Raw genomic sequence first — 21,875 nt, 5'->3', positions numbered from 1 at the left:
AACAATCCTGTGGAATTCCGCCGGGCATGGCCCGGCGCTACCGGAATGCGCCTGCTGGAGAGCCCCCTTGGTGTTCAAGGGGGCGCGCGAGCGGCGCAGGTGGGTCAACCGCGGTTGACCTGCGCGTACAAGGTCGAGCTCATGCCGAACAGCTTGATGAACCCTTCGGCCTCCTCCACGCCCCAGTCGGCCGACTGCGCGTAGGTGGCACCCTTGGTGTTGAGCAGGTGCGGCGACTTCACCGCCACCGCGTCGACGCGGCCACCACGGGTTTCCAGCACCACTTCGCCGTTGACCTTGGCCTGCGAGGACTTCAGGAACGCTTCGATGTCGGTCTTCAGCGGATCGTGGTAGAAGCCTTCGTACACCAGCTCCACCCACTTGCGCGCCACGTCCGGCTTGAAGCGGTTCTGCTGCTTGGTCAGCACCGCATCTTCCAGTGCGCGATGCGCGGCCAGCAGCGAAACCAGGCCCGGGGCCTCGAACACGATGCGGCCCTTCAGGCCGATCACGGTGTCGCCGGTGTACACGCCACGACCAACGCCATACGGGGCGAACAGCTTGTTGAGCTGGGCCAGGATCTGGTCGCCCGGCAGCGCCTTGCCGTTCAGTTCAACGGCTTCGCCTTCGACGAACTTCAGGGTGACGGTCAGGGCCTGTTCCGGCCACTCGCTGCGCGGCGAGCACCAGCCACGCGCACCCTCGCCCGGGGCTTCCCAGCGGTCGATCTCGCCACCGGACATGGTCACGCCCAGCAGGTTTTCGTTGATGGTGTAGGCCTGCTGCTTGGCGCGCACGCCGAAACCGCGCTCTTCCAGGTACTTCTGCTCGTAGGCGCGGGTCTGGGTGTGCTCCTTCTGGATCTCGCGGATCGGCGCGATGATCTGGTAGTCACCCAGCGCCTTCACCGCCAGGTCGAAACGGACCTGGTCGTTGCCCATGCCGGTGCAGCCGTGGGCGATGATGTTGGTGCCCAGTTCGGCGGCACGCTTCAGCGCGGCATCGACGATCAGGTAACGGTCCGACACCAGCAGCGGGTACTGGCCCTGGTAGCCCTCGCCAGCCCACACGAACGGCTTGACGAAGCCTTCCCAGATGGCCGGGCCACCATTGACGGTGACGTGGCTGGTGACGCCCAGCTCGGCGGCACGCTTCTCGATGAAATCGCGCTCTTCATCATCCACGCCGCCGGTGTCGGCGAACACGGTGTGCACGTTGTAGCCACGCTCCTGCAGGTACGGCACGCAGAAGCTGGTATCCAGGCCGCCGGAGAAAGCGAGAACGACGTCTTTGTTGCTCATGGGGAGGGTATGTCCTGGTAGCGCCGGGCCGTGCCCGGCGGAAATGATTGAATCGGAAAAAAATCAGCGCCCGGCAACCGCGGCCATGATCGCCTTCTGCACGTGCAGGCGGTTCTCGGCTTCGTTGATGGCGATGCACTGCGGCGAATCCATCACGCCGTCGGTGGCCTTCACGTTGCGGCGCAGCGGCAGGCAGTGGCTGAACACGCCGTTGTTGGTCAGCGCCATCTTGCGTTCGTCGACGATGAAGTGCTTGAACTGGTCGCGAATCGGCTTTTCCGGCTCCCAGTTGCCGAAGAACGGCAGCGCGCCCCAGCTCTTGGCGTAGACCACGTCGGCGCCGGCGTAGGCGCTGTCGATGTCATGGCTGATCTTCAGCGAACCGCCGCTCTCGGCCACATTCTGCTCGGCCCAGCCCATGTAGCGGTCGTCGAGGATGTAGTCGGCGGTCGGGCACAGCAGGGTCACGTCCATGCCCATGCGGGTGGCGATGGTCAGCGCCGAATTGGCCACGGCGGTGTTCAGCGGCTTGGGGTGGTAGGTCCAGGTCAGCACGTACTTCTTGCCACGCAGGTCCTGGGTGCCGAAGTGCTCCTGCAGGGCCATCACATGCGCCAGTTCCTGGCACGGATGGGTGATGGTCTCCATGTTGATGACCGGCACCGGCGAGTACCTGGCGAAGCTGTTGAGGACGATGTCCTGGCGGTCGTAGGCCCAGTCGATGAACTTGGGGAACGCGCGCACGGCGATGATGTCGCAGTAGCGGCCCAGCACCTTGGCCACTTCCGCGATGTGCTCTTCGGTATCGCCATCCATCACCGTGCCGAGGTTGAACTCGATCGGCCACGCATCCTTGCCCGGCTGCAGCACCACCGCGTGGGCGCCGAGCTGGAACGCGCCCAGTTCGAAGCTGGTGCGGGTGCGCATGGACGGGTTGAAGAACACCAGCGCGATCGACTTGCCCTTGAGCTGGTCGCCGAGCTTGTTGCGCTTGAACAGCGCGGCCTGGGTCAGCAGCGCGTCGAGTTCGCTGCGGCTCCAGTCCTGGGTGTTCAGGAAGTGCTTGGGGGACATCATCTTTCCTTGCGTGGCAGCGCCGGGTCCGGCGCGGTGGAAGGGAAAAGCAGGAAGCAAAGGTGGAACGAAAAGATTGCAGTTGCAGCTTTCAGAACGCGTAAACGAAAAAACCCAGCCGGCGGGCTGGGTTTTTTTCGGACGAACAGCAAAAAGCTCCGGTTACCCAGCGAGAATGTGGGGTTCCGGTCGACGGGCACGCGAGGTCATGCCCGACGCCTGTCGGGCTGCGCTGCTGTCGTGCTGGAAGTCGGTGAGCTTCATGGCCGACAATCTTTGCATGCGGCCGGGGCCGGCGCAAGGGGCTGGGGCCACGGAATCAGGGATTGCCGGCGGCACCCTGCTCGGGGCCCACCCAGGGGGTGATCGAGACACGGATCTTCAGCCGGTTGCCGGGGTCTTCCGGCAGCCGCGAGCGGTACTTGGTGCCCTTGTAGACGTAATCCACGTCATAGGCGATCGGCCGGCGGAATTCACGCCCGACCGGCACGATGCGGCAGTCGCGGGTCAGCATCGGACCGTTGTTGGCTGGCGCCGGAGCCGGCGTCTCCGTCGCGGCCTCCTCGGGGATCTCCTCGTCACTGCGCTTGAACATCGAGCGCACTGAGTCCCAGAAGCGGCTGATCCGGCCCTTGTCCTCGACCGGCTCTTCACCGGTCACGTTGACCGGGGCCAGGGTACGGGTCGAGATCGGCTCGCAATGCTCCTCGGTGCGGGTTGCGCGCAGGGTCTGGAACACCGGCTCGACGTTCAGCACCTGCGCATAGTCGAACTTCACGTTCTCGACGATCACCACCCGGTTGCGCGGCTCGGCCTCCTGCGCCTGGGCCACGGCGGCCGTCGCCGACAGGCAGGCCAGGGTCAGCAACGCGGTGGATTTCAGTGGCGACGGGAGCAAGGACACGGCAATAGTGTAGGCAGTGACGAGCGCAAGGGGCTGAACATTACCCGTCCACGCCGCTCCTGCCCACCCCACCTTGGGTGGAGCCGGCGTCCACCGGTGGCAATCGGCGTCCCCAAAGGGGGCCGACACGTTCTAAAATCACAGGCTTGTCCCCCAGCCACAGCCCCATGACCCTGCGCCTGCACAACAACCTGACTCGCCAGCTCGAACCGTTCACCCCGCTCGATCCGGCCTGTCCGACCCTGTATGTGTGTGGCCCCACGGTCTACAACTACGTGCACATCGGCAACGCCCGCGGCCCGGTGGTGTTCGGGGTGCTGGCCGACCTGCTGCGGCGGCGTTTCGGCACACTGCGCTACGCCCGCAACATCACCGACGTGGACGACAAGATCAACACCGCCGCGCGCGAGCAGGGGGTGCCGATCAGCACCATCACCGACAAGTTCGCCGCCGCCTACCGTGAAGACATGGCCGCGCTGGGCGTGGTGCCGCCGGACATCGAACCGGAAGTGACCGCACACATGCCGCAGATCATCACCATGATCGAGCAGCTGATCGCCAACGGCCATGCCTATGCCGCAGAGGGCCACGTGCTGTTCGCGGTGGCCAGTTTCGACGGCTACGGCAAGCTGTCACGCCGCGACCCGGAAGAGATGCTGGCCGGCGCCCGTGTCGATGTCGCCCCCTACAAGCGCGATCCCGGCGATTTCGTGCTGTGGAAGCCCTCCACCGACGACCTGCCCGGCTGGGAATCGCCGTGGGGCCGTGGGCGCCCGGGCTGGCACATCGAATGCTCGGCGATGGCCGCCGCCCATCTGGGCGAGACCATCGACATCCATGCCGGCGGCGTCGACCTGCAGTTCCCGCACCACGAGAACGAAATCGCGCAGAGCGAATGCGCCCATGGCGGCAGGATCTTCGCTCGCTATTGGCTGCACAACGGCATGCTCAACTTCGGCGGCGCCAAGATGAGCAAGTCGCTGGGCAACATCGAGCGCGTGCATGACCTGGTGCGCCAGCATCCGCCGGAGGCCCTGCGCCTGGCGCTGCTGTCGGCCCATTACCGGCAGCCGCTGGACTGGTCCGATGGCCTGATCGAGCAGTCGGTGCGCACCCTGGACCGCCTGTACGGCACCCTGCGCGAACTGGCGTCGATCGAAGCCAGCGCGGTGATCCCGGCCAGCGTCGAGGCGACCCTGGATGACGACCTGAACACCCCGCAGGCGCTGGCCGAAGTGGCCCGCATCGCCGCCGAGGCGCGTCGTGCCACCGACAAGGCCGAACAGGCGCGCCTGAAGGGCGAGCTGCTCGGCGCCGGCCTGGCGCTGGGCCTGCTGCAGGCCGATCCGGCGCAGTGGTTCGGTACCGCCGCCGGCGATGACGGCGACGATGCCCGCATCCAGGGCCTGATCGACGAGCGCGCTGCGGCCAAGAAGGCGCGTGACTTCGCCCGTGCCGACGCCATCCGCGACCAGCTGGCCGCCGAAGGCATCGTGCTGGATGACACCCCGCAGGGCGTTCGCTGGTCGCGCAAGCGCGGCTGACCTGCCCTGCCCCGTGGCCGGTCCGCCGGCCACGCCCCCACCGTAGAGACTGTTGTGACCGACTCCCCGTTCCCGCTTGAACCCACCGCCGCCGAGGCCCAGACCGCCATCGCCGAGGAATTCGGCTTCTTCGGCGACTGGTCCGAGCGCTACCAGTACCTGATCGACCTCGGCCGCAAGCTGCCCGCCTTCCCGGACGAGTGGAAGACCGAAGAGCACCGCCTGCTGGGCTGCCAGTCGATGGTCTGGATCGTGCCGGAAGGCAACGCGCAGTCGCTGCGCTTCCACGCCATCAGCGACTCGGCCATCGTCTCCGGACTGATCTTCCTGGCCCTGCGCGTGTACTCCGGGCGCTCGGCACAGGAAATCCTGGATACCGAGCCCAGCTACATCCAGGACATCGGGCTGGCCCGCCACCTCTCCCCCACCCGCAGCAACGGCGTGGCGGCGATGCTGGCCTTCATCCGCGAGACCGCGCAGGCCCAGCTGCAGCGCGATCCGTCGTGAGCGAGCCTGCCACAGCCGAAGACACCGCGCTGGGCCTGCTGTCCCGGCCCGGTTTCGCCAAGCTGCTGGCCTACCGCATCTTCGCGATGCTGTCCTACCAGGTGGTGGCAGTCACCGTCGGCTGGCACATCTACGAAGTCACCCGCAATCCGTTCTCGCTGGGCCTGGTCGGCTTGGCCGAGGTGCTGCCGTTCTTCTGCGTGGCGCCGTTCGCCGGCTATCTGGTCGACCACCTGCCGCGCCGCCGGCTGGGCATGGTCGCCTGTTCCGGGCTGATCGCCACGGCGCTGGTGCTGACCGGCGTTGCCACCGGGTGGCTGCCGTTTGAAGGCGTGTGGCCGATCTATGCGGCCATTGCGCTGACCGGCATGGTCCGTGCGTTCCTCTCGCCCATCTACAACGCGCTGTTCGCCCGCGTGCTGGCCCGCGACCAGTTCGCACGCGGCGCCGGGCTCGGCGCCGTGGTGTTCCAGGCCGGCATGGTCGCCGGCCCGGCGCTGGGCGGCGTACTGGTCGGCTTCGGCGGCAAGGGCCTGTCGTATGCGGTGGCCACCGGCTTCGCGCTGGTGGCGATGGCCTGCCTGGCCACGCTGAAAGTGGAAGAGCCAGTGCACACCGGTCCGGCCGCGCCGATCTTCAAGAGCATCGCCGAAGGCGCGCGCTTCGTGGTCGGCAACCGGATCATGGTCGGCGCGATGGCGCTGGACATGTTCTCGGTGCTTCTGGGCGGCGTGGTGGCGATGCTGCCGGCCTTCCTGCACGAAATCCTGCACCACGGCCCGGAAGGCCTGGGCATCCTGCGCGCGATGCCGGCGCTGGGTTCGGTGTGCGTTGGCCTGTGGCTGGCCCGCCACCCGCTGCACCGCAATGCCGGCCGCGTGCTGCTGTTCGCGGTGGCCGGGTTCGGCCTGTGCGTGATCAGCTTCGGGCTGTCGCAGCACTTCTGGCTGTCGGCGCTGATCCTGCTGTTCTACGGGGCGTTCGATGGCGTGTCGGTGGTGATCCGCTCGACCATCCTGCAGCTGGCCACGCCGGAGGAAATGCGCGGGCGGGTATCGTCGATCAACGGCATCTTCATCAGTTCGTCCAACGAACTGGGCGCGTTCTATGCCGGCACGATGGCGAAGCTGCTCGGCCTGGTGCCGGCGGTGGTGCTGGGCGGGTTCGCGGTGCTGAGCGTGGCCGGGATCACCGCGTGGAAGAACCCGACGCTGCGGAAACTGAATCTTCGCGACCTGCAGTGAACCTGTAGAGCCGAGCCCATGCTCGGCTGCGCATTTCCGTGCGCCCACGCAGCGGTTGCGCCGGGCCGCGCCCGGCGGGCTTCTTCCGCGACCGCGGCGGGGTGTCACTTTCTTTGCGCGCGCACCGTGCTGCAGGAGCAGCGCGGAACGGCGCAGCCGGCCCGCAGGGTGGCGCACATGGATGTGCGCCATCAAGAAAGTCACCAAAGAAACGCGCCGCCATCCGCGAGCCGGTGCTGCGCACCGGTGCCCTGCGCTCCTCGGCGAATCAGGGGACGGCGCGGAGAGCCAGCCGACTAGCAGTCGGCTCTACAGGATAGAGCCGCCTCTTCGCCCCTGATTCCCCTGCGGTGCTCTGCTCGCTACAAGGCGGACCTAACAGCCGCGAGCGCACGCATGACCGCTTCTGGTAGAGCCAAGCCATGCTTGGCTGTTCTTGCTCTTGCTCTTCCCTATCCTCCGGCTTCGGCCTGAGCCGAGCGTGGGCTCGGCTCTACATCAGCCGCGCACGCAGGGAAGCGTCAAGAGCCTGCGGATGGGTCCGGGCAGGACCGTCCGCGGCATGGATGCCGCGGCCGAGCTTACAGGGATGTACTTGCAGCGTGTCCTGCCCGACCCCACCCGCAGGCTCACCCCGATACCCGGAAGGCGCTGCTCTTCGCAGCCAACCCGAACCCAACAAAAAACCCGGCCGAAGCCGGGCTTTTCGCATGACATCACAACGAACCGGAATCAGTCGCCCTGCTGCTTCTGCAGGTGCTCCCAACGCTCCTGGGCGTCGATGGTGCGCTCGGCGGTCAGGCGCGCCTCCAGGCGCTCCAGGCCGATTTCTTCGCCGGTGTCGACGCAGTAGCCGTAGTCGCCCGCTTCCAGGCGCTTGAGGGTGCTGTCGATCTTGCCGATCAGCTTGCGGTAGCGGTCGCGGGTACGCAGTTCCAGCGAGTTCTCGGTCTCGCGGGTCGCACGCTCGGCTTCATCGCCGATGTCACGCACTTCCTCGCGCAGGTTCTCGATGGTCTGCTTGGACTCTTCCACCAGGTCCGCACGCCAGTTCTGCAGGCGCTGGCGGAAGTATTCCTGCTGCAGCGAGCTCATGTATTCCTCTTCCGAGGACGGCTTGTAGCCAGCCGGCAGGATCGGGCGGCCAGTGGCCTCGTCGGTCTTGTATTCGACCACCTTGTACTTGCTGCGCGGGGCCGGTGCAGCCGAGCGGGCGGCGACGGCCACGGCAACCTTGCCGACAGGGCGCGACACGGTCTTCGGGGCGGAATCGGATTTCACGGCGGTTTTGGCAGGCGATTTCGAAACGGGCACGGGATTCTTGGATTGCGGGGCCTTCGAAGCGGCAGGAGCGGCGGCCGGGGCCGGCTTTGAGGCCGGTTGGGCTGCTGCCACTGCCACGGTCTTGGCCGGGACAGGCTTGGCCGGAGCCGGCTTGGCAGCAGGCTTCGGTGCGGACTTCACTACTGGGGCCGGGGTCGGCTTCGCGGCCGGCGCGGCAACATTCTTGGCAACCTTCTTTACAGCGGCAGGCGTGGCGACCGGTTTAGCCGCAGCGACCTTCTTTGCTACGGGCTTGGCAACCGGCTTGACCGCAGCCTTCGGCGCCGGCTTGGCTGCTGCCTTCTTCGCCACCGGCTTGGCGGCGGCCTTCTTGACCGGCGCGGCCTTGCTGGCGGCCTTCTTCACCACCGGCGCCTTCTTGCTGGCAGCGGCAGGCTTGGCCTTGGCAGGCGCAGCGGCCTTCTTCGCCACCGGCTTGGTTGCCTTGACCGGCGTTTTCTTTGCGGTGGCCTTCCTGGCCGCCGGTTGCGAGGACGCTGCCTTGGTCGCCGGCTTGCTCGCCGGTTTCTTGGCAACGGGCTCTGCCGCCAACTTCTTCACAACAGGCTTGGCGGTTTTCTTGGCGGCCGTTGCGGCCTTCTTTGCAGTTTTTTTAGCAGCCACGAAACGCTCTTCCTTGGATTCCCCGGGGCCCGGGAAAGCGGGCCTTTATAGCCTACCCGTCCCGCAGCAGCAACCTCGGCACCCTGCTCCATTCAGTCCTGGAGTCAAGGTGCCCAAGGGGCAGTCCGACGAACACGGACCGCCTTGCGCGGTACGGAACCTGGCCAGCACCCGCGGGTGCTGGTACCGGTCGCAGGCCATCGGCGACATGCGACCAACGGCCCATCCTGCACAAATGCGGCCTTCATGCCAACTGGCATAAGATGACTGGGTGATCTCGCGCCTGCTCATTTCCCTGCTGCGCTTCTACAAGCGCTTCATCAGCCCCCTGCTGGGGCCGCGTTGCCGTTTCGTGCCGAGCTGTTCTGAATACGCGATGGACGCCATCTCCCGACACGGCCCGCTGCGCGGCAGCTGGCTGGCTGCGCGCCGGCTGGGCCGCTGCCATCCGTTCCATCCCGGCGGCTTCGACCCGGTGCCCGAATCCACCCACGCCCCCTCTTGCCGTTGCACAGGAAAACACTGACATGTCCTCCACCCTCATCACCAACGCCCGGATGGTCAACGAAGGCCGCACCTTCGACGGCGACCTGCGCATCGAGAACGGCCGCATCGCGCAGATCGGCAGCGGGCTCACGCCGCGCGACGGCGAGCAGGTGGTGGACGCCGCCGGGCGCTGGCTGCTGCCCGGCATGATCGACGACCAGGTGCATTTCCGCGAGCCGGGCCTGACCCACAAGGGCGACATCGCCAGCGAATCGGCGGCGGCCGTGGCCGGCGGCCTGACCAGCTTCATGGACATGCCCAACACCAACCCGCCGACGCTGGATTCGACCATCCTGGAAGCCAAGTACGAACTGGCACGCGGCCGCGCCTGGGCCAACTACGGCTTCTACCACGGCGCCAGCAATGACAACCTCGAAGCGATCCGTGCACTGGACCCGAAGAAGGCCCCGGGCGTGAAGGTGTTCATGGGCGCCTCCACCGGCAACATGCTGGTGGACAACCCGGAAACCCTGGACGCGATCTTCCGCGAATGCCCGACCCCGATCATCACGCACTGCGAAGACACGCCGATGATCGATGCCAACCTGAAGGCCTTCCAGGAAAAGTACGGTGACGCCCTGACGCCGGACATGCACCCGGACATCCGTTCGCGCGAAGCCTGCATCAAGTCCACCCGGCTGGCGATGTCGCTGGCACGCAAGCACGGTACCCGCCTGCACGTGCTGCACATCTCCACCGCTGACGAGCTGGCACTGTTCGAGAAGGGCCCGCTGATCCGCGCCGACGGCAGTCGCAAGCAGATCACTGCCGAAACCTGCGTGCACTTCCTGCACTTCGCGCGCCCGGATTACGCGACCAAGGGCAACCTGATCAAGTGCAACCCGGCGATCAAGGAAGTATCCGACCGCGAGGCGATCACCGCCGCGCTGGCCGACGACGTGCTGGACGTGCTGGCCACCGACCACGCGCCGCACACCTGGGAAGAGAAGCAGAAGCCGTACGCGCAGGCGCCGTCGGGCCTGCCGCTGGTGCAGTACGCACTGGTGGCCGCGCTGGAGCGCGTGCACGAAGGCAAGCTGACCCGCGAGCAGGTGGTGCAGAAATTCGCACACGCGCCGGCACAGCTGTTCGACGTGGAAGAGCGCGGCTTCCTGCGCGAAGGCTACTTCGCCGACCTGGTGCTGGTGGAGGACGTGCCGTTCACGGTCAAGCGCGAGGACGTGCTGTCCAAGTGTGGCTGGTCGCCGTTTGAAGGCACGACCTTCCGTTCGCGCGTCGCCGCCACCTGGGTCAACGGCCAGCTGGTGTGGGACGGCAGCAAACTGGTCGGCGAGCCGGCCGGCCAGCGCATGACCTACGACCGCTGATGCGCGCGGCTCTCCTGACCGGGGCGCTGCTCCTGGCTGCGCCCCTGCTCTGCACATCTTCGGCCAACGCGCAGGATGGCATCGGCAGCCTGATCGACAGCCGCGTGGTGTTTCCGGCCAGCGCGTCGCAGGGCGCGCTGGTGATCGGCAAAGTTCCCGCTGGCAGCCGCGTCCAGTACGCTGGCCGCCAGCTGCGGGTGAGCGGCTATGGCAGCGTGGTGTTCGGCATCGGCCGCGACGAGAAGGGTCCGTTGCGCGTGCAGGTGCAGCGCGCCGACGGTGGCAGCGAAACCGTGACCATCGCGGTGACGCCGCGTGACTGGCCGACCGAGCGGGTCAACGGCGTGCCGCCGAAGACGGTCAATCCGCCGCCGGCAATTGCCGAGCGGATCAAGCGCGAACAGGCGCAGGTGACCGCCGCACGCGCCCGCGATGACGACCGTACCGACTTCACCCAGACCTTCATCTGGCCAGTGCAGGGCCGCATCAGCGGTCGCTTCGGCAATGCGCGCGTCTACAACGGCCAACCCGGCGCCGGTCATTCCGGCATGGACATCGCGGTGCCCACCGGCACCCCGGTGAAGGCACCGGCCGCCGGCATCGTCACCTTCGCCGGCCCGGACCTGTACCTGACCGGCGGCACGCTGCTGCTCGACCACGGTTTCGGCGTCAGTTCCAACTTCCTGCACCTGTCGCGCATCGACGTGAAGGTCGGGGATCGCGTCGAGCAGGGCCAGTTGATTGCGGCGGTCGGCGCCACCGGCCGCGCCACCGGCCCGCACCTGCACTGGGGCATGAACTGGTTCGACACCCGTATCGACCCGCTGCTGGTGCTGGAGCGGAAGTAACGCCCATCGCCCGGTGCGGTAGTGAGCCGCTGTTGTAGAGCCGAGCCCACGCTCGGCTGTCGCGCAGAGATGAGCCGAGCATGGGCTCGGCTCTACAGACAGCATGCGGATCAAGGTCCGCACCCACCAGAATCAATCAGCCGCGCGCTGCCCACCACACGCGCAACAGCGTGCGCACCGGGGTGGCTTCGATCGGCTTGCCTGCGGCCTGCGCGGCCACGCGTGCGCGCGCCAGGCTGGACCACACGCGGCGCGGGCGCGGACCGGGTACGCGGCTGCCCCACCCCTTCAGCAGGTACTGCGCCCAGCGCTGCGCAGCGGTGCTGGAATCCTCATCCAGCAGGCTGCGCGGTACACCGGCCACGCCGGCATCCTGCAGGCGCTGGGCCAGGGTCTGCAGCTGCACCGCACGGCCGGCACCGGTGCGCGGCTTGTCCGCGAACAACGCCGCCTCGACCGCAGCCACGGCTTCAGCGTAGTTGGCCAGCGCACGCTCGGCACTGGCGGCGTCCAGCGCGACGGTACGCGCTTCAACCAGATCCGGCAGAGCCTCGGCCAGCTGCGCCCACGGCGCACGCACCGGCTCCAGCAGGCGCCCCAACGGATGACGCGACCGGTACGCAGCCCAGCTGCGCAGCTCCTCGCCCCACCATGCCAGCTTGGCATCGGCTGGCAGCGGGTCGCCACTGGTGTTGAGCATGTCGTCGAATTCCTGCAGCAGCGCGAACCACGCAACTGCAAGCTCGCGTTGCGATTCGGCCACGAACGGGGCGGCCACCGACCATTCCGGCCAGCGGCTGCGCCACTTGTCGAGGAAACTGTCCAGCGCGGTACTGCTCACTACGTCATTCCTTACGGCTGGGCCGGGGTTGCCGGCCGGGTCGGCCAGAGGCTGGCCAGTTGCAGAAGTCCGGCGTTCTCGACCAGCACGTCGGCCTGCCAGGCCAGGGGGTCGTCGCTGTGCAGGCGGTAGCCCCACAGCGCCGCCACCGACGGCATGGCGGCAGCGCGTGCGGCGATGATGTCGCGCTCGTCGTCGCCCACGTACACGCAGTCTTCGGCGGCAACGGCAATCGCCTGCGCGGCGTGCAGCAGCGGCAGCGGATGCGGCTTGCGCTCGGCCAGGCTGTCGCCGCCCACCAGCACCGCACAGCGTTGCTGCCAGCCGTACTGCGGCACGATCAGCCGCGCCAGGTACTCCGGCTTGTTGGTGACGATGCCCCACACTGTGCCGGCGGCATCCAGTGCAGCAAGCATGTCTGCAACGCCATCGAACAATACCGCGTGCTGGCCGATCAACCGCTCGTAGCGCTGCAGAAACTCCGGAATCAGCGCATCACGCGCCGCCGTGTCCAGTTCGGGGAAGGCTGCCGAGACCATCGCACGCGAGCCCTTCGACACCACCGGGCGCAACAACGCCGGATCGATCGGTGCACGGCCACGCTCGGCCAGCATCGCATCGCAGGTGGCAACGAAGTCCGGTGCACTGTCCAGCAGCGTGCCGTCCAGGTCGAACAGCACCGCACGCGGGAAACCGGGGGAGGTCATGCCGGCTTGACCGCGTAGGCCAGGTAGTTGATGTCGGTGCGGCTGCTCAGGCGGGCGTGGTTGCGCCACGGCTCGTAGGCCATGCCGCTGACATCCACCAGCTGCATGTCGGCCTCGCGCAGCCAGCGCGCCAGCTCGGCCGGCTTGATGAATTCCTGGTAGTGATGTGTGCCCTTGGGCAGCAGCCGCGCCACGTACTCGGCGCCGACAATCGCCACCGCGAAGGCAGCAGCGGTGCGGTTGATGGTCGACAGGAACAGGTGACCGCCCGGCTTCAGCAGGCGCTTGCAGGCTTCGATGATCGCGCCCGGATCCGGCACGTGCTCGAGCATTTCCATGCAGGTGACCACATCGAAACTGCCCGGCTGCTCGGCAGCCAGGTCCTCGGCGGCCTGGACGCGATAATCGACCTTGGCACCGCTTTCCAGCGCGTGCAGGCGCGCGACCTTGACCAGTTCCGGGGCCAGGTCGATGGCGGTGACGTCGGCACCGGACTGCGCCAGCGCCTCGCTCAGCAGGCCGCCACCGCAGCCGATGTCCAGCACGCGCGCACCGCGCAGCGGCACGCGGTCGGCCACGTACTTCAGCCGCACCGGGTTCAGCGCATGCAGCGGCTTCTGCGGGCCGTCAGCGTCCCACCAGCGGTTGGCCAGCGCGGCGAACTTGTCCAGCTCGGCCTGATCGAAATTGGAGGAAGCGTGGGGGGCAGTCATGGGGAAGTCCTTGCAGCGCCAGGGTTCAGGCGCGGATATGACGGATACGCTCGCGCCACTGGCGCGCGTTGGCGATGATGCCCGGCAGGTCCATGCCGACCAGCTCGCGCTGCACCAGCTTCGGCTTGCCGGCAATCCAGACATCGCTGACCTGCTGGCGGCCGGTGGCGTACACCAGCTGCGACAGCACGTTGTGCAGCGGCTGGGTTTCCAGCGCGGACAGGTCGACGCAGACCAGGTCGGCCTGCTTGCCGACCTCGATCGAACCGATGCGGTCGCCGAAGCCCAGCGCGCGGGCGCCACCCAGCGTGGAGGCACGCAGCGTGGTGGCTGCATCCAGCGCGGTGGCGTCGTCGGCCACGGCCTTGGCCAGGATCGCCGCAGTGCGGTTCTCGCTGAACATGTCCAGGTCGTTGTTGCTGGCGCAGCCGTCGGTGCCGATGGCCAGGTTCACGCCGGCGCGCTGCAGGGCGCAGGCCGGGCAGAAACCGGAGGCCAGCTTCAGGTTCGATTCCGGGCAGTGCACCACGCTGACGCCGCGTTCGGCGCACAGGTGGATTTCCGCGTCGGTCAGCTGGGTCATGTGCACCGCGATCAGGCGGTCGTTGACCAGCCCGAGCCGATCCAGCCGCGCCAGCGGGCGCTGGCCGTGCAGCTTGATCGAATCGGTGATTTCCTGCGCGGTCTCGTGGGTGTGCAGGTGGACCTGCATGTCGAGCTGGTCGGACAGCATCCGCACCCGCTCGAAATTGGCGTCGTTTACGGTGTACGGCGCGTGCGGCGCGAACGCGGTGCCGATCAGCGGATCGGTGCGCCACTGGTCATGCAGTTCACCGGCCTTGGCGAAGTACTCGTCGTCGGTCTTGGCCCAGGCGGTGGGGAAATCGATGATGACCGCGCCGACCAGCGCGCGGAAACCATGCTTCTTGTAGACCGCGGCCTGCACGTCGCCGAAGAAGTAGTTCTCGTTGGCGCAGGTGGTGCCGCCGCGCAGCATCTCGGCGATGGCCAGGGTGGTGCCGTCGGCGACGAATTCGGGGCCGATCACCGCCGCTTCCACCGGCCAGATGTGCTGCTGCAGCCAGGTCATCAGTGGCAGGTCGTCGGCGACGCCGCGCAGCAGGGTCATCGGATTGTGCGTGTGCGCGTTGACCAGGCCCGGCATCAGCGCCGCCTCGGGGCGGCTGACCACCTGCGCGGCACGGAAGCGCGCACGCGCCTCGGCACGCGGCAGGATGGCGACGATCTCGCTGCCACGCACGGCCACGGCATGGTCTTCCAGCACCACCGCATGCGGCTCGATCGGAACGACATAACCGGCTTCGATGAGCAGGTCGCAGGCTTCGGGGAGGTGCGGGCTATCGCTCATGCGGGCTCACTGGCTATTGGAGAAGGGCCTGGCGGGAGGCGGTAGCGCCGGGCCATGCCCGGCGGCTGTCCGCTGCGGCGCCATGGGCGCCAGCAACAGGTTCCGGGTTGTGCCCGGAAAGCCGAGCATGGCTCGGCTCTACAGGTAATCCGACTGCGCCGGATTACTTGACGCGTGCGGAGTACTCGCCCGAACGGGTGTCGACGCGGATCACTTCGTCCTGGTTGACGAACAGCGGCACGCGGACCACGGCGCCGGTTTCCAGGGTGGCCGGCTTGCCGCCGCCGCCCGAGGTGTCGCCACGGACGCCCGGATCGGTCTCGGTGATCTTCAGTTCGACGAAGTTCGGCGGCTGCACGAAGATCGGCTCACCGTTCCACAGGGTGACCACGCAGGACTCTTCGCCCTTCAGCCACTTCTCGGCGCCGCCCATGCCGGCCTTGGTGGCCTGGACCTGCTCGAAGGATTCCGGATCCATGAAGTGCCAGTACTCGCCATCGCTGTACATGAAGTTCATGTCGGTGTCGACGACGTCGGCTGCATCCAGCGAGTCGGTCGACTTCATGGTCACTTCCTGGGTACGGCCGTCCTTGATCAGGCGGTACTTCACGCGGGTGAAGGCCTGGCCCTTGCCCGGCTTGACGTATTCGGTGTCGATGATGACGGCCGGTTGGTTGTTGACCAGGATCTTCATCCCGTTCTTGACGTCGTTCATGCCGTAGCTGGCCATGCGTAAACTCCTGAGTGGCAGAAACACCGCGGGTGCGGCGAGCCGTTAGAATGGAAAGCCCACCGGATGCCGGTGGGCGACTGTTTTTCTGCCCCCATGATAACCGCAGGCCCCCTCTCCATGCAGCTTTCCGCCTTCCCCCGGCCCCAGTCGCCAGGCGCGCCCGCGCGCTGGCAGCAGCTCTGGCGCCAGGCACTGCGCGACCCACAGGCCCTGCTGGCCCGGCTGCAGCTGGACCCGGCCGCGCTGGGCGTCTCGGACGCGGCCATGGCCCAGTTCGCGCTGCGCGTGCCGGAGGGGTTCGTGGCCCGCATGCGCAAGGGTGATCCGGCCGATCCGCTGCTGCGGCAGGTGCTGCCGATCGACGAGGAAATGCGTCCCGCGCCCGGGTTCAGCTTCGATGCGGTGGGCGATGGCGCGGCCAAGAAGGCCACCGGCGTCATCCAGAAGTACCGTGGCCGCGCCCTGCTTGTCGCCACCGGCAGCTGCGCGATCAACTGCCGCTACTGCTTCCGCCGCCACTTCGACTATGGCGCGGAGAACGCCGCCAGGGGTGGCTGGCAGGAGGCCGTAGCCGCCATCGCCGCCGACCCGGACATCGACGAGGTGATCCTGTCCGGCGGCGATCCACTGTCTCTGGCCACGCACAAGCTGGTCGAGCTGACCGACGCACTGCGCGCGATCCCGCACATCCGCCGCCTGCGCATCCACAGCCGCCTGCCGATCGTGCTGCCCGAACGCGTGGACGAGGAGCTGCTGGCCTGGCTGGGCGGCCTGCCGTGGCCGCTGGCCATCGTGGTCCACGCCAACCACGCCAACGAATTCGACGCCAGCGTGGACGCCGCGATGGCGCGCCTGCGCGGCACCGGCGCCCAACTGCTGAACCAGGCGGTGCTGCTGCGCGGAGTCAACGACAGCGTGCAGGCGCTGCAGGACCTGAGCGAGCGCAGCTTCGCTGCCGGCGTGCTGCCCTACTACCTGCACCAGCTGGACCGGGTCGAAGGCGTGGCCCACTTTGAAGTGGACGACACCCAGGCCAAGGCACTGATTGCCGGGTTGACCACGCGCCTGTCCGGTTACCTGATTCCGAAACTGGTGCGCGAGCTGCCGGGCGACCCGAGCAAGCGCCCGCTGTAAATCCGGGGGCGGGATCAGATCCCTTTTCCTGCGGAAAAGGGATCTGACCCCAGGACAACGGCAGCAGGTCAGAGGCCCGACTCGATCATCCGTACCACTTCGGTGGCGGTGACCGGGTGGCTCAGCCAGTAACCCTGTCCCAGATCGCAGCCGCGCTGCGCCAGCAGCTCGAACTGCGCCTGCTGCTCGATGCCCTCTGCCACCACGGTGATGCCCAGCGCGTGGGCCATGGCGATGATCGCCGTGGTCAATGCGAGGTCGTCGGGATCACGCTGCATGTCGGCCACGAAACTCTTGTCGATCTTCACGCCGTCCACGGGTACCTGGCGCAGATGACTGAGCCCGGAGAAGCCGGTCCCGAAATCATCCAGCCAGACCTTCACGCCGGTGCGGTGCAGCTTGTCCAGCAGCTGCGCGGCAACCATCTCGTCGCCGATCACGGCGGTTTCGGTCAGCTCCAGATGCAGGCGCGACGCTGGCAGCCCGGATTCATGCAGGCATTGCGCGACCAGCGCCGGCAGTTCGCCGCCGCGCAGCTGCCGCGGTGACACGTTGACCGATACGAACAGGTCGTCGCCCGCCACGCCACGTGGCCATTGCGAGGCCTCCATGCAGGCCGCACGCAGCACCTTCGGGCCGATGATCTCGATCAGCCCGCTCTGCTCGGCCACTTCGATGAACACCGACGGCGGAATCGTGCCCAGCGTCGGATGCTGCCAGCGCAGCAGCACTTCGACGCCGACCATGCGACGGTCGCGCATGCGGAAGATCGGCTGGTAGGCCAGGCGCAGTTCGCCGCGCTCCCAGGCCCCGCGCAGCTCCTGCTCCATGTGCACGCGACGCTCGACCGCATGGTCCATCGCCCGGCTGTAGTAGCGGTAGCAGTTCTTGCCCGCCATCTTCGCCTGGTACATCGCGATGTCGCCGTTCTTCAGCAGCGTCGTCGCGTCGGCCGCATCATCGGGGAACAGGGTCACGCCGATCGAGGTACCGAGGAACAGCTCCCGGCCCTGCACCACCAGTGGCCTGCCCAGCTCACGCACCAGCACCTCGGCCAGCAGCCGCGCGTTGGCGGCCACGTCACCGTCGCCGACCAGAATCACGAATTCATCGCCACCGAAGCGGGCCAGCAGGGCCTCGTCACCGCCCGCTTCCGCGACCGCGCGACCGATGCGCTGTGCGAACTGCAGCAACGCCTCGTCACCGGCCTCATGGCCAAGCGTGTCGTTGACCCGCTTGAAATCATCGATGTCGGCGAACAACAGTCCCAACCGGTGATTGGCGGCACGCGCTGCCATCAGCCGATGGTCCAGCGCTTCGCGGAACGCCAGCCGGTTGGTCAGCCCGGTCAAGGCATCGGTGTAGGCCATGTGCCGCACTTCACGGTCATGGCGGGCGATCGCATCGCGCATGCGGGCGAAGCCGCGCACCAGCTCACCCACTTCGTCGTCACGGGTGTTCTCGGCCAGCGGTGTCTGATAGTCCCCCGCCTCGATGCGGCGCGCGGCTGCGGCCAGATCGCGGATCGGCGCGACCAGCGTGCGCTGCACGTACATGATCACCACCACGCCAATCACCACCAGCAACCCCAGCATCAGCAGCAACCATCCGAGGTGGCGGCTGCCGACCAGCTGCAGGCGTTCGCCAAGGGTGGCATTGGCCGCCTGTTCGCGTTGCTGTACCTCGTCCAGCGCCATGCCGACGCGGACGCCGCCGATGCGCTGGTTGCCGACCATGATCGGCATCGTGTTGTCCAGCACCTTCGGCGATTCCTGCACCAGCAATGCCTGCGCCGCCGCCGCCTTGGGCGCCAGGGGATCGGCCATCGGCTGGCCGAATCCCGAGACCTCGACCGATCCGTCGTGCACCAGCCGGCCACGCTCGTCGAACACCAGTACATAACGCACCACCGGCTGTCGCGCGGTGCTGCGCACGAGTACGCCAACCTGGTCCAGGTCGCGGTAGTACAGTGGGTTGGCCAGCGCATCGGACAACTCGCGCGCCATCGCCTCGCCGCGGCTGCGCACGCTGCGATCGAACAATTCATGGATGACGCCACCGCTGAGGGTGCGCACCTCGCTCTGCATCGCCGTCCGGCGCCCCAGCAGCACCGCCAGGATCGCGACCACCACGACCATCGCTCCGCCCATCGCCAGCAGGAACCGGGCCTGCATCCCCGAGCCGAGCCACTTCATTCCACTTCCATCCGCACGCGCGTCAATCCTTGTTTCAATTCATCCAACCGCTGCTGCGCATGCGCATCGACACGGTGGAACCCGGAAGTGCCAAAAAACCGATGCAACGCGCCCTGTGCCTGCGGGTCGCTGGCTGCCTGCAGCAGGACGTCCTGCAGGCGATCGCGCACCCGGGCATCGAGGTCGGCGCGGACCATCTCCACCGCACGCGGGTATGGTTCGGTGCGCAGCAGTTCGCGGAAATCGCGCCGGAATGCAGCCGGCACCCGCCGCTCGTCATTCCAGTCCACGCTGCTCACCGCCCCCACATCCGCCATCCCCTTGTGCACGTACGTCGCGATGTTCAACTCGCTGCGCGCGAACACATACCCCACGCTGTCACGCCCTGGCACGTCCCACACCCCGGCCAGGATCTGTGGCGACAGGCCATGGTTCAGCAGGGTCATCACCGGCACCAGATAGGCGCTGGTGGAGGCCGTGTTCTGCAGGGCCAGACGATGGCCGCGCAGATCCTGCACCCGCTGGATGGGACTGTCGCTGCGCACGAAGAACACCGTCTGGTACTCCCGCACACCGTTGCGCTCGGTCAGCAGCAGGGGGCGAGCGCCGCTGCGCTGGCCCAACGCCACTGCCGTACCGGAGGTTTCCGTGACCCAGTCGACCCGTCCCCGCCGCAGATAGCTGGCCATCTGCTGCGGGTCGCGGGCCATCAGTATCCGCCCCTCCTGGATGCCGACGTCATGCATGCGAGCCACAACGTAGTCCAGCAGGGGTTGCAGCTGCTCGTAGTGGGCCTTGGGGTCATCGCTGATCCGGCCCAGCACCAGCACCGGGTCCGGTGCTGCACGCACCGTCCCGGCCAGCAGGACCATGGCCAGGCTCAGCAGTCCCCCCTGCATTGCCTTTCGCAGACCCGACACAGGCTTCATCCCCCCTGGGTATCCAGACAGACTACCCGAAAAAATGAGAACGTCGTCAGCTGTCCTTGCCGCCTGCCTGCGCCAGTCGCGCCATGCGCTGGGTGTCGGCGAGGATGCCGCGCAGCAGGCGCACTTCCTGTTCGGTGGGCTCGCTGCGCAGGAACAGGCGGCGCAGCTTGCGCATCGCCGACTCGGGGGCGCGGCCCTTGTGGAAATCGATCTCGTCCAGCGTGTCACCCAGCTGGGCGAAGAAGCTCTCCATCTGCTCGTGGCTGGCCGCCTGTTCGCGGAAGCCGGGTTCGGTTTCTGCAACCGGCTGCGCCCCAAGCAGTTGCATGCGCGTTTCATAGGCCAGCACCTGCACGGCGGCGGCCAGGTTGAGCGAACTGAACTCCGGGTCTGACGGGATGTGCACTGCGGCGTGGCAGAGCTGCAGCTCCTCGTTGGTCAGGCCGGTGCGCTCGCGGCCGAACACCAGTGCCACCTCGGCACCTTCGCCCGCCTTGGCCACCGCACGGGCGGCAGCATCGGCCGGCAGGTACTCCTCCAGCTGGACGCGGCGGGCACGGGCCGTGCAGCCCAGTACCAGGCGACAGTCAGCCACGGCCTCGGCCAAGGTAGCCACCACCGGGGCGTCCCCCAGCACGTCTTCGGCACCGGCCGAGCGGCGGAAGGCCTCTTCGTCGAGCGGCTTTTCGGGGGCGACCAGCACCAGGCGGGCCAGGCCCATGGTCTTCAGGGCGCGGGCGGCAGCCCCCATGTTGCCGGGGTGCTGGGTACCGACCAGGACGAATCGGAGGCGGGTTGCGGCAGGAAACTGGGACATGAACAGGGAAAAGGTCGAGCTGGACGATGACCAATGGTAAACTGTGCGGCCGGCCACTGCGCCGGACCCGCTCTTTTCCCCCGCCAGTCCATCTCTTCTGCCTTTCCGGGAGCCCACGCCATGCAGAAACCCGCCGTCACCGTCATGGTCAAGGCCGCCCGCCTCGCCGGCAACGTCCTGTTGCGCAACATCAACAAGCTCGAGGCACTGAACGTGGTGCAGAAGGGCCGGATGGACTATGCCAGCGAAGTGGATGCGGACGCGGAAAAGGTCATCGTCAAGGAACTCAAGCGCGCCTACCCGGACTACGGCATCTTCGGTGAAGAAGGTGGCGTGCAGGGCGAGCGCCGCCAGATGTGGGTCATCGACCCGCTGGATGGCACCAGCAACTACCTGCGCGGCGTGCCGCACTACTGCGTGTCGATCGCCCTGGTCGAGAATGGCGAGCCGACCGATGCGGTCATCTTCGATCCGCTGCGCAATGAACTGTTCACCGCCAGCCGCGGCGCCGGTGCCGTGCTGAACGACCGCCGCATCCGCGTGGCCGACCGCAAGGATCTGGAAGGCACCATGATTCACACCGGCTTCGCCCCGCGCGAGCGCAGCCGCGCCAGTGCCCAGCTGAAGGCGGTCGACGCCCTGCTGGTGCACGGCGAGGACATCCGCCGCACTGGTTCGGCCGCGCTGGACCTGGCCTACGTGGCCTGCGGCCGTGCCGATGCCTACTTCGAAGCCGGCGTGAAGGCGTGGGACATCGCCGCCGGCCTGCTGCTGGTCCGCGAAGCGGGCGGCAAGGTCTGCGACTTCAAGGGCGCCACCCTGGGCCGCATGGACAACCGCGGCCCGGAGACGCACCAGATCGTGGCCGGCAACCTGAAGGTGGCAGAGTCGTTGCAGAAGGTGCTGGTCAACACCGGTTACGCTGCCGAGTTCGACGCAAAGTTCTGAGCGTCCACGTAACGCGGCTCACTGAAACGGCACCTGCGAGGGTGCCGTTTTCGTTTGTGCGCACGGAGATTCGTTTCCGCGACTGCGGAGGGGGGGGGGGGGGGGTGTGGGGGGGGGCCCGCCCGCCCCCCCCCCCCCGCCCCCCCCCCCCCCCCCCCCCCCGCCCGCCGCCGGGGCGCGCGGGTCCCGGGCAGGCTCGGGCTAATAAATAAACAACACCCCCACGACTATCACCACCAGGAGGTG

General features: G+C 67.5%; 20 protein-coding genes. 8 read left to right on the top strand and 12 right to left on the bottom strand.

Annotated elements, in window-relative coordinates; genetic code table 11:
* Window positions 1–104: 104 nt before the first annotated feature.
* The 3 genes from QRO91_RS10540 to QRO91_RS10530 form a co-directional block, all read right to left on the bottom strand.
* Window positions 105–1,301 carry an argininosuccinate synthase gene (locus QRO91_RS10540; protein WP_014037860.1) on the bottom strand — a complete coding sequence of 399 codons (1,197 nt, stop codon included), beginning with the start codon at window positions 1,299–1,301 and terminating at the stop codon, window positions 105–107.
* Between the two features lie 63 nt (window positions 1,302–1,364).
* The gene (locus tag QRO91_RS10535) at window positions 1,365–2,375 is read right to left on the bottom strand and encodes an N-acetylornithine carbamoyltransferase (protein ID WP_010486637.1); all 1,011 of its coding nucleotides are present in this window, start codon (window positions 2,373–2,375) and stop codon (window positions 1,365–1,367) included.
* 319 nt (window positions 2,376–2,694) lie between these two features.
* Window positions 2,695–3,258, bottom strand: a complete 564-nt coding sequence (locus QRO91_RS10530) for a hypothetical protein (protein ID WP_049429628.1) — start codon at window positions 3,256–3,258, stop codon at window positions 2,695–2,697.
* Window positions 3,259–3,446: 188 nt separating this feature from the next.
* Between QRO91_RS10530 and cysS the strand changes: the two genes are divergently transcribed.
* From cysS to QRO91_RS10515, 3 genes are read left to right on the top strand one after another with little or no spacing between them, the layout of a single operon-like run.
* Window positions 3,447–4,823, top strand: coding sequence for a cysteine--tRNA ligase (gene cysS, locus QRO91_RS10525; protein WP_049429618.1), 1,377 nt, complete (start codon window positions 3,447–3,449; stop codon window positions 4,821–4,823).
* Window positions 4,824–4,877: 54 nt separating this feature from the next.
* Window positions 4,878–5,330: a SufE family protein gene (locus QRO91_RS10520; protein ID WP_005410372.1), complete on the top strand. Its 453-nt coding sequence runs from the start codon at window positions 4,878–4,880 to the stop codon at window positions 5,328–5,330.
* Window positions 5,327–6,574 (top strand): MFS transporter, encoded by a 1,248-nt coding sequence (locus QRO91_RS10515; protein ID WP_099551871.1) that lies wholly within the window; start codon window positions 5,327–5,329, stop codon window positions 6,572–6,574. Before QRO91_RS10520 ends, QRO91_RS10515 begins: the two co-directional genes overlap by 4 nt.
* Window positions 6,575–7,306: 732 nt before the next feature.
* On the opposite strand, the gene dksA is transcribed toward QRO91_RS10515, so the two are convergent.
* Window positions 7,307–8,521 carry an RNA polymerase-binding protein DksA gene (gene dksA, locus QRO91_RS10510; protein WP_285310384.1) on the bottom strand — a complete coding sequence of 405 codons (1,215 nt, stop codon included), beginning with the start codon at window positions 8,519–8,521 and terminating at the stop codon, window positions 7,307–7,309.
* A gap of 271 nt (window positions 8,522–8,792) precedes the next feature.
* Here dksA and yidD point away from each other — a divergent pair, with 271 nt between their 5' ends.
* From yidD to QRO91_RS10495, 3 genes are read left to right on the top strand one after another with little or no spacing between them, the layout of a single operon-like run.
* Window positions 8,793–9,047, top strand: coding sequence for a membrane protein insertion efficiency factor YidD (gene yidD, locus QRO91_RS10505; RefSeq protein ID WP_049429621.1), 255 nt, complete (start codon window positions 8,793–8,795; stop codon window positions 9,045–9,047).
* Window position 9,048: 1 nt separating this feature from the next.
* The gene (locus tag QRO91_RS10500) at window positions 9,049–10,395 is read left to right on the top strand and encodes a dihydroorotase (protein WP_049429622.1); all 1,347 of its coding nucleotides are present in this window, start codon (window positions 9,049–9,051) and stop codon (window positions 10,393–10,395) included.
* Window positions 10,395–11,243 carry a M23 family metallopeptidase gene (locus QRO91_RS10495; protein WP_049429623.1) on the top strand — a complete coding sequence of 283 codons (849 nt, stop codon included), beginning with the start codon at window positions 10,395–10,397 and terminating at the stop codon, window positions 11,241–11,243. Before QRO91_RS10500 ends, QRO91_RS10495 begins: the two co-directional genes overlap by 1 nt.
* 136 nt (window positions 11,244–11,379) lie before the next feature.
* Here QRO91_RS10495 and QRO91_RS10490 read toward each other — a convergent pair whose 3' ends face one another.
* The 5 genes from QRO91_RS10490 to efp all read right to left on the bottom strand — a co-directional run bounded on the left by QRO91_RS10490 (window position 11,380) and on the right by efp (window position 15,603).
* Window positions 11,380–12,084 carry a squalene/phytoene synthase family protein gene (locus tag QRO91_RS10490; RefSeq protein ID WP_197632407.1) on the bottom strand — a complete coding sequence of 235 codons (705 nt, stop codon included), beginning with the start codon at window positions 12,082–12,084 and terminating at the stop codon, window positions 11,380–11,382.
* A gap of 11 nt (window positions 12,085–12,095) precedes the next feature.
* On the bottom strand, window positions 12,096–12,791 hold the full coding sequence (locus tag QRO91_RS10485; RefSeq protein ID WP_049429625.1) for a phosphoglycolate phosphatase: 696 nt from the start codon (window positions 12,789–12,791) through the stop codon (window positions 12,096–12,098).
* Complete coding sequence (gene ubiG / locus QRO91_RS10480; protein ID WP_049429626.1) at window positions 12,788–13,504, bottom strand: bifunctional 2-polyprenyl-6-hydroxyphenol methylase/3-demethylubiquinol 3-O-methyltransferase UbiG; 717 nt, start codon at window positions 13,502–13,504, stop codon at window positions 12,788–12,790. The genes QRO91_RS10485 and ubiG overlap by 4 nt, the downstream gene beginning before the upstream one ends.
* 25 nt (window positions 13,505–13,529) lie before the next feature.
* Window positions 13,530–14,873, bottom strand: coding sequence for a TRZ/ATZ family hydrolase (locus tag QRO91_RS10475; protein WP_006457248.1), 1,344 nt, complete (start codon window positions 14,871–14,873; stop codon window positions 13,530–13,532).
* A 163-nt stretch (window positions 14,874–15,036) separates the two neighbouring features.
* Window positions 15,037–15,603: an elongation factor P gene (gene efp, locus QRO91_RS10470; RefSeq protein WP_005410381.1), complete on the bottom strand. Its 567-nt coding sequence runs from the start codon at window positions 15,601–15,603 to the stop codon at window positions 15,037–15,039.
* 96 nt (window positions 15,604–15,699) lie between these two features.
* Here efp and epmB point away from each other — a divergent pair, with 96 nt between their 5' ends.
* Window positions 15,700–16,740, top strand: coding sequence for an EF-P beta-lysylation protein EpmB (epmB, locus tag QRO91_RS10465; RefSeq protein WP_197620323.1), 1,041 nt, complete (start codon window positions 15,700–15,702; stop codon window positions 16,738–16,740).
* Window positions 16,741–16,808: 68 nt separating this feature from the next.
* Here the strand turns inward: epmB and QRO91_RS10460 are convergent, their stop codons facing one another.
* From QRO91_RS10460 to QRO91_RS10450, 3 genes are read right to left on the bottom strand one after another with little or no spacing between them, the layout of a single operon-like run.
* Complete coding sequence (locus tag QRO91_RS10460; RefSeq protein WP_285310383.1) at window positions 16,809–18,935, bottom strand: bifunctional diguanylate cyclase/phosphodiesterase; 2,127 nt, start codon at window positions 18,933–18,935, stop codon at window positions 16,809–16,811.
* A complete protein-coding gene (locus QRO91_RS10455; RefSeq protein WP_049426845.1) occupies window positions 18,932–19,864 on the bottom strand; it encodes a phosphate/phosphite/phosphonate ABC transporter substrate-binding protein in 933 nt (310 codons plus the stop codon). The genes QRO91_RS10460 and QRO91_RS10455 overlap by 4 nt, the downstream gene beginning before the upstream one ends.
* Before the next feature lie 46 nt (window positions 19,865–19,910).
* Window positions 19,911–20,681, bottom strand: a complete 771-nt coding sequence (locus QRO91_RS10450) for an RNA methyltransferase (RefSeq protein WP_049426846.1) — start codon at window positions 20,679–20,681, stop codon at window positions 19,911–19,913.
* Window positions 20,682–20,801: 120 nt separating this feature from the next.
* On the opposite strand from QRO91_RS10450, the gene QRO91_RS10445 reads away from it, so the two are divergent.
* The gene (locus tag QRO91_RS10445) at window positions 20,802–21,629 is read left to right on the top strand and encodes an inositol monophosphatase family protein (protein WP_005417749.1); all 828 of its coding nucleotides are present in this window, start codon (window positions 20,802–20,804) and stop codon (window positions 21,627–21,629) included.
* Window positions 21,630–21,875 lie beyond the last annotated feature (246 nt).

Source organism: Stenotrophomonas maltophilia group sp. Smal32, from assembly GCF_030237085.1.
In the GTDB taxonomy this organism is placed as follows: Bacteria; Pseudomonadota; Gammaproteobacteria; order Xanthomonadales; family Xanthomonadaceae; genus Stenotrophomonas; species Stenotrophomonas maltophilia_Q.
Note: the sequence above shows the minus strand (reverse complement) of the source record. Positions and strands in the feature narration are given on the sequence as shown.

Coding starts and splice junctions, on each gene's coding strand:
- QRO91_RS10445 (WP_005417749.1), top strand. CDS start 20,802: ATGCAGAAACCCGCCGTCACCGTCATGGTCAAGGCCGCCCGCCTCGCC.
- QRO91_RS10540 (WP_014037860.1), bottom strand. CDS start 1,301: ATGAGCAACAAAGACGTCGTTCTCGCTTTCTCCGGCGGCCTGGATACC.
- QRO91_RS10455 (WP_049426845.1), bottom strand. CDS start 19,864: ATGAAGCCTGTGTCGGGTCTGCGAAAGGCAATGCAGGGGGGACTGCTG.
- QRO91_RS10500 (WP_049429622.1), top strand. CDS start 9,049: ATGTCCTCCACCCTCATCACCAACGCCCGGATGGTCAACGAAGGCCGC.
- QRO91_RS10485 (WP_049429625.1), bottom strand. CDS start 12,791: ATGACCTCCCCCGGTTTCCCGCGTGCGGTGCTGTTCGACCTGGACGGC.
- QRO91_RS10495 (WP_049429623.1), top strand. CDS start 10,395: ATGCGCGCGGCTCTCCTGACCGGGGCGCTGCTCCTGGCTGCGCCCCTG.
- ubiG (WP_049429626.1), bottom strand. CDS start 13,504: ATGACTGCCCCCCACGCTTCCTCCAATTTCGATCAGGCCGAGCTGGAC.
- QRO91_RS10475 (WP_006457248.1), bottom strand. CDS start 14,873: ATGAGCGATAGCCCGCACCTCCCCGAAGCCTGCGACCTGCTCATCGAA.
- QRO91_RS10535 (WP_010486637.1), bottom strand. CDS start 2,375: ATGTCCCCCAAGCACTTCCTGAACACCCAGGACTGGAGCCGCAGCGAA.
- efp (WP_005410381.1), bottom strand. CDS start 15,603: ATGGCCAGCTACGGCATGAACGACGTCAAGAACGGGATGAAGATCCTG.
- epmB (WP_197620323.1), top strand. CDS start 15,700: ATGATAACCGCAGGCCCCCTCTCCATGCAGCTTTCCGCCTTCCCCCGG.
- QRO91_RS10460 (WP_285310383.1), bottom strand. CDS start 18,935: ATGAAGTGGCTCGGCTCGGGGATGCAGGCCCGGTTCCTGCTGGCGATG.
- cysS (WP_049429618.1), top strand. CDS start 3,447: ATGACCCTGCGCCTGCACAACAACCTGACTCGCCAGCTCGAACCGTTC.
- QRO91_RS10450 (WP_049426846.1), bottom strand. CDS start 20,681: ATGTCCCAGTTTCCTGCCGCAACCCGCCTCCGATTCGTCCTGGTCGGT.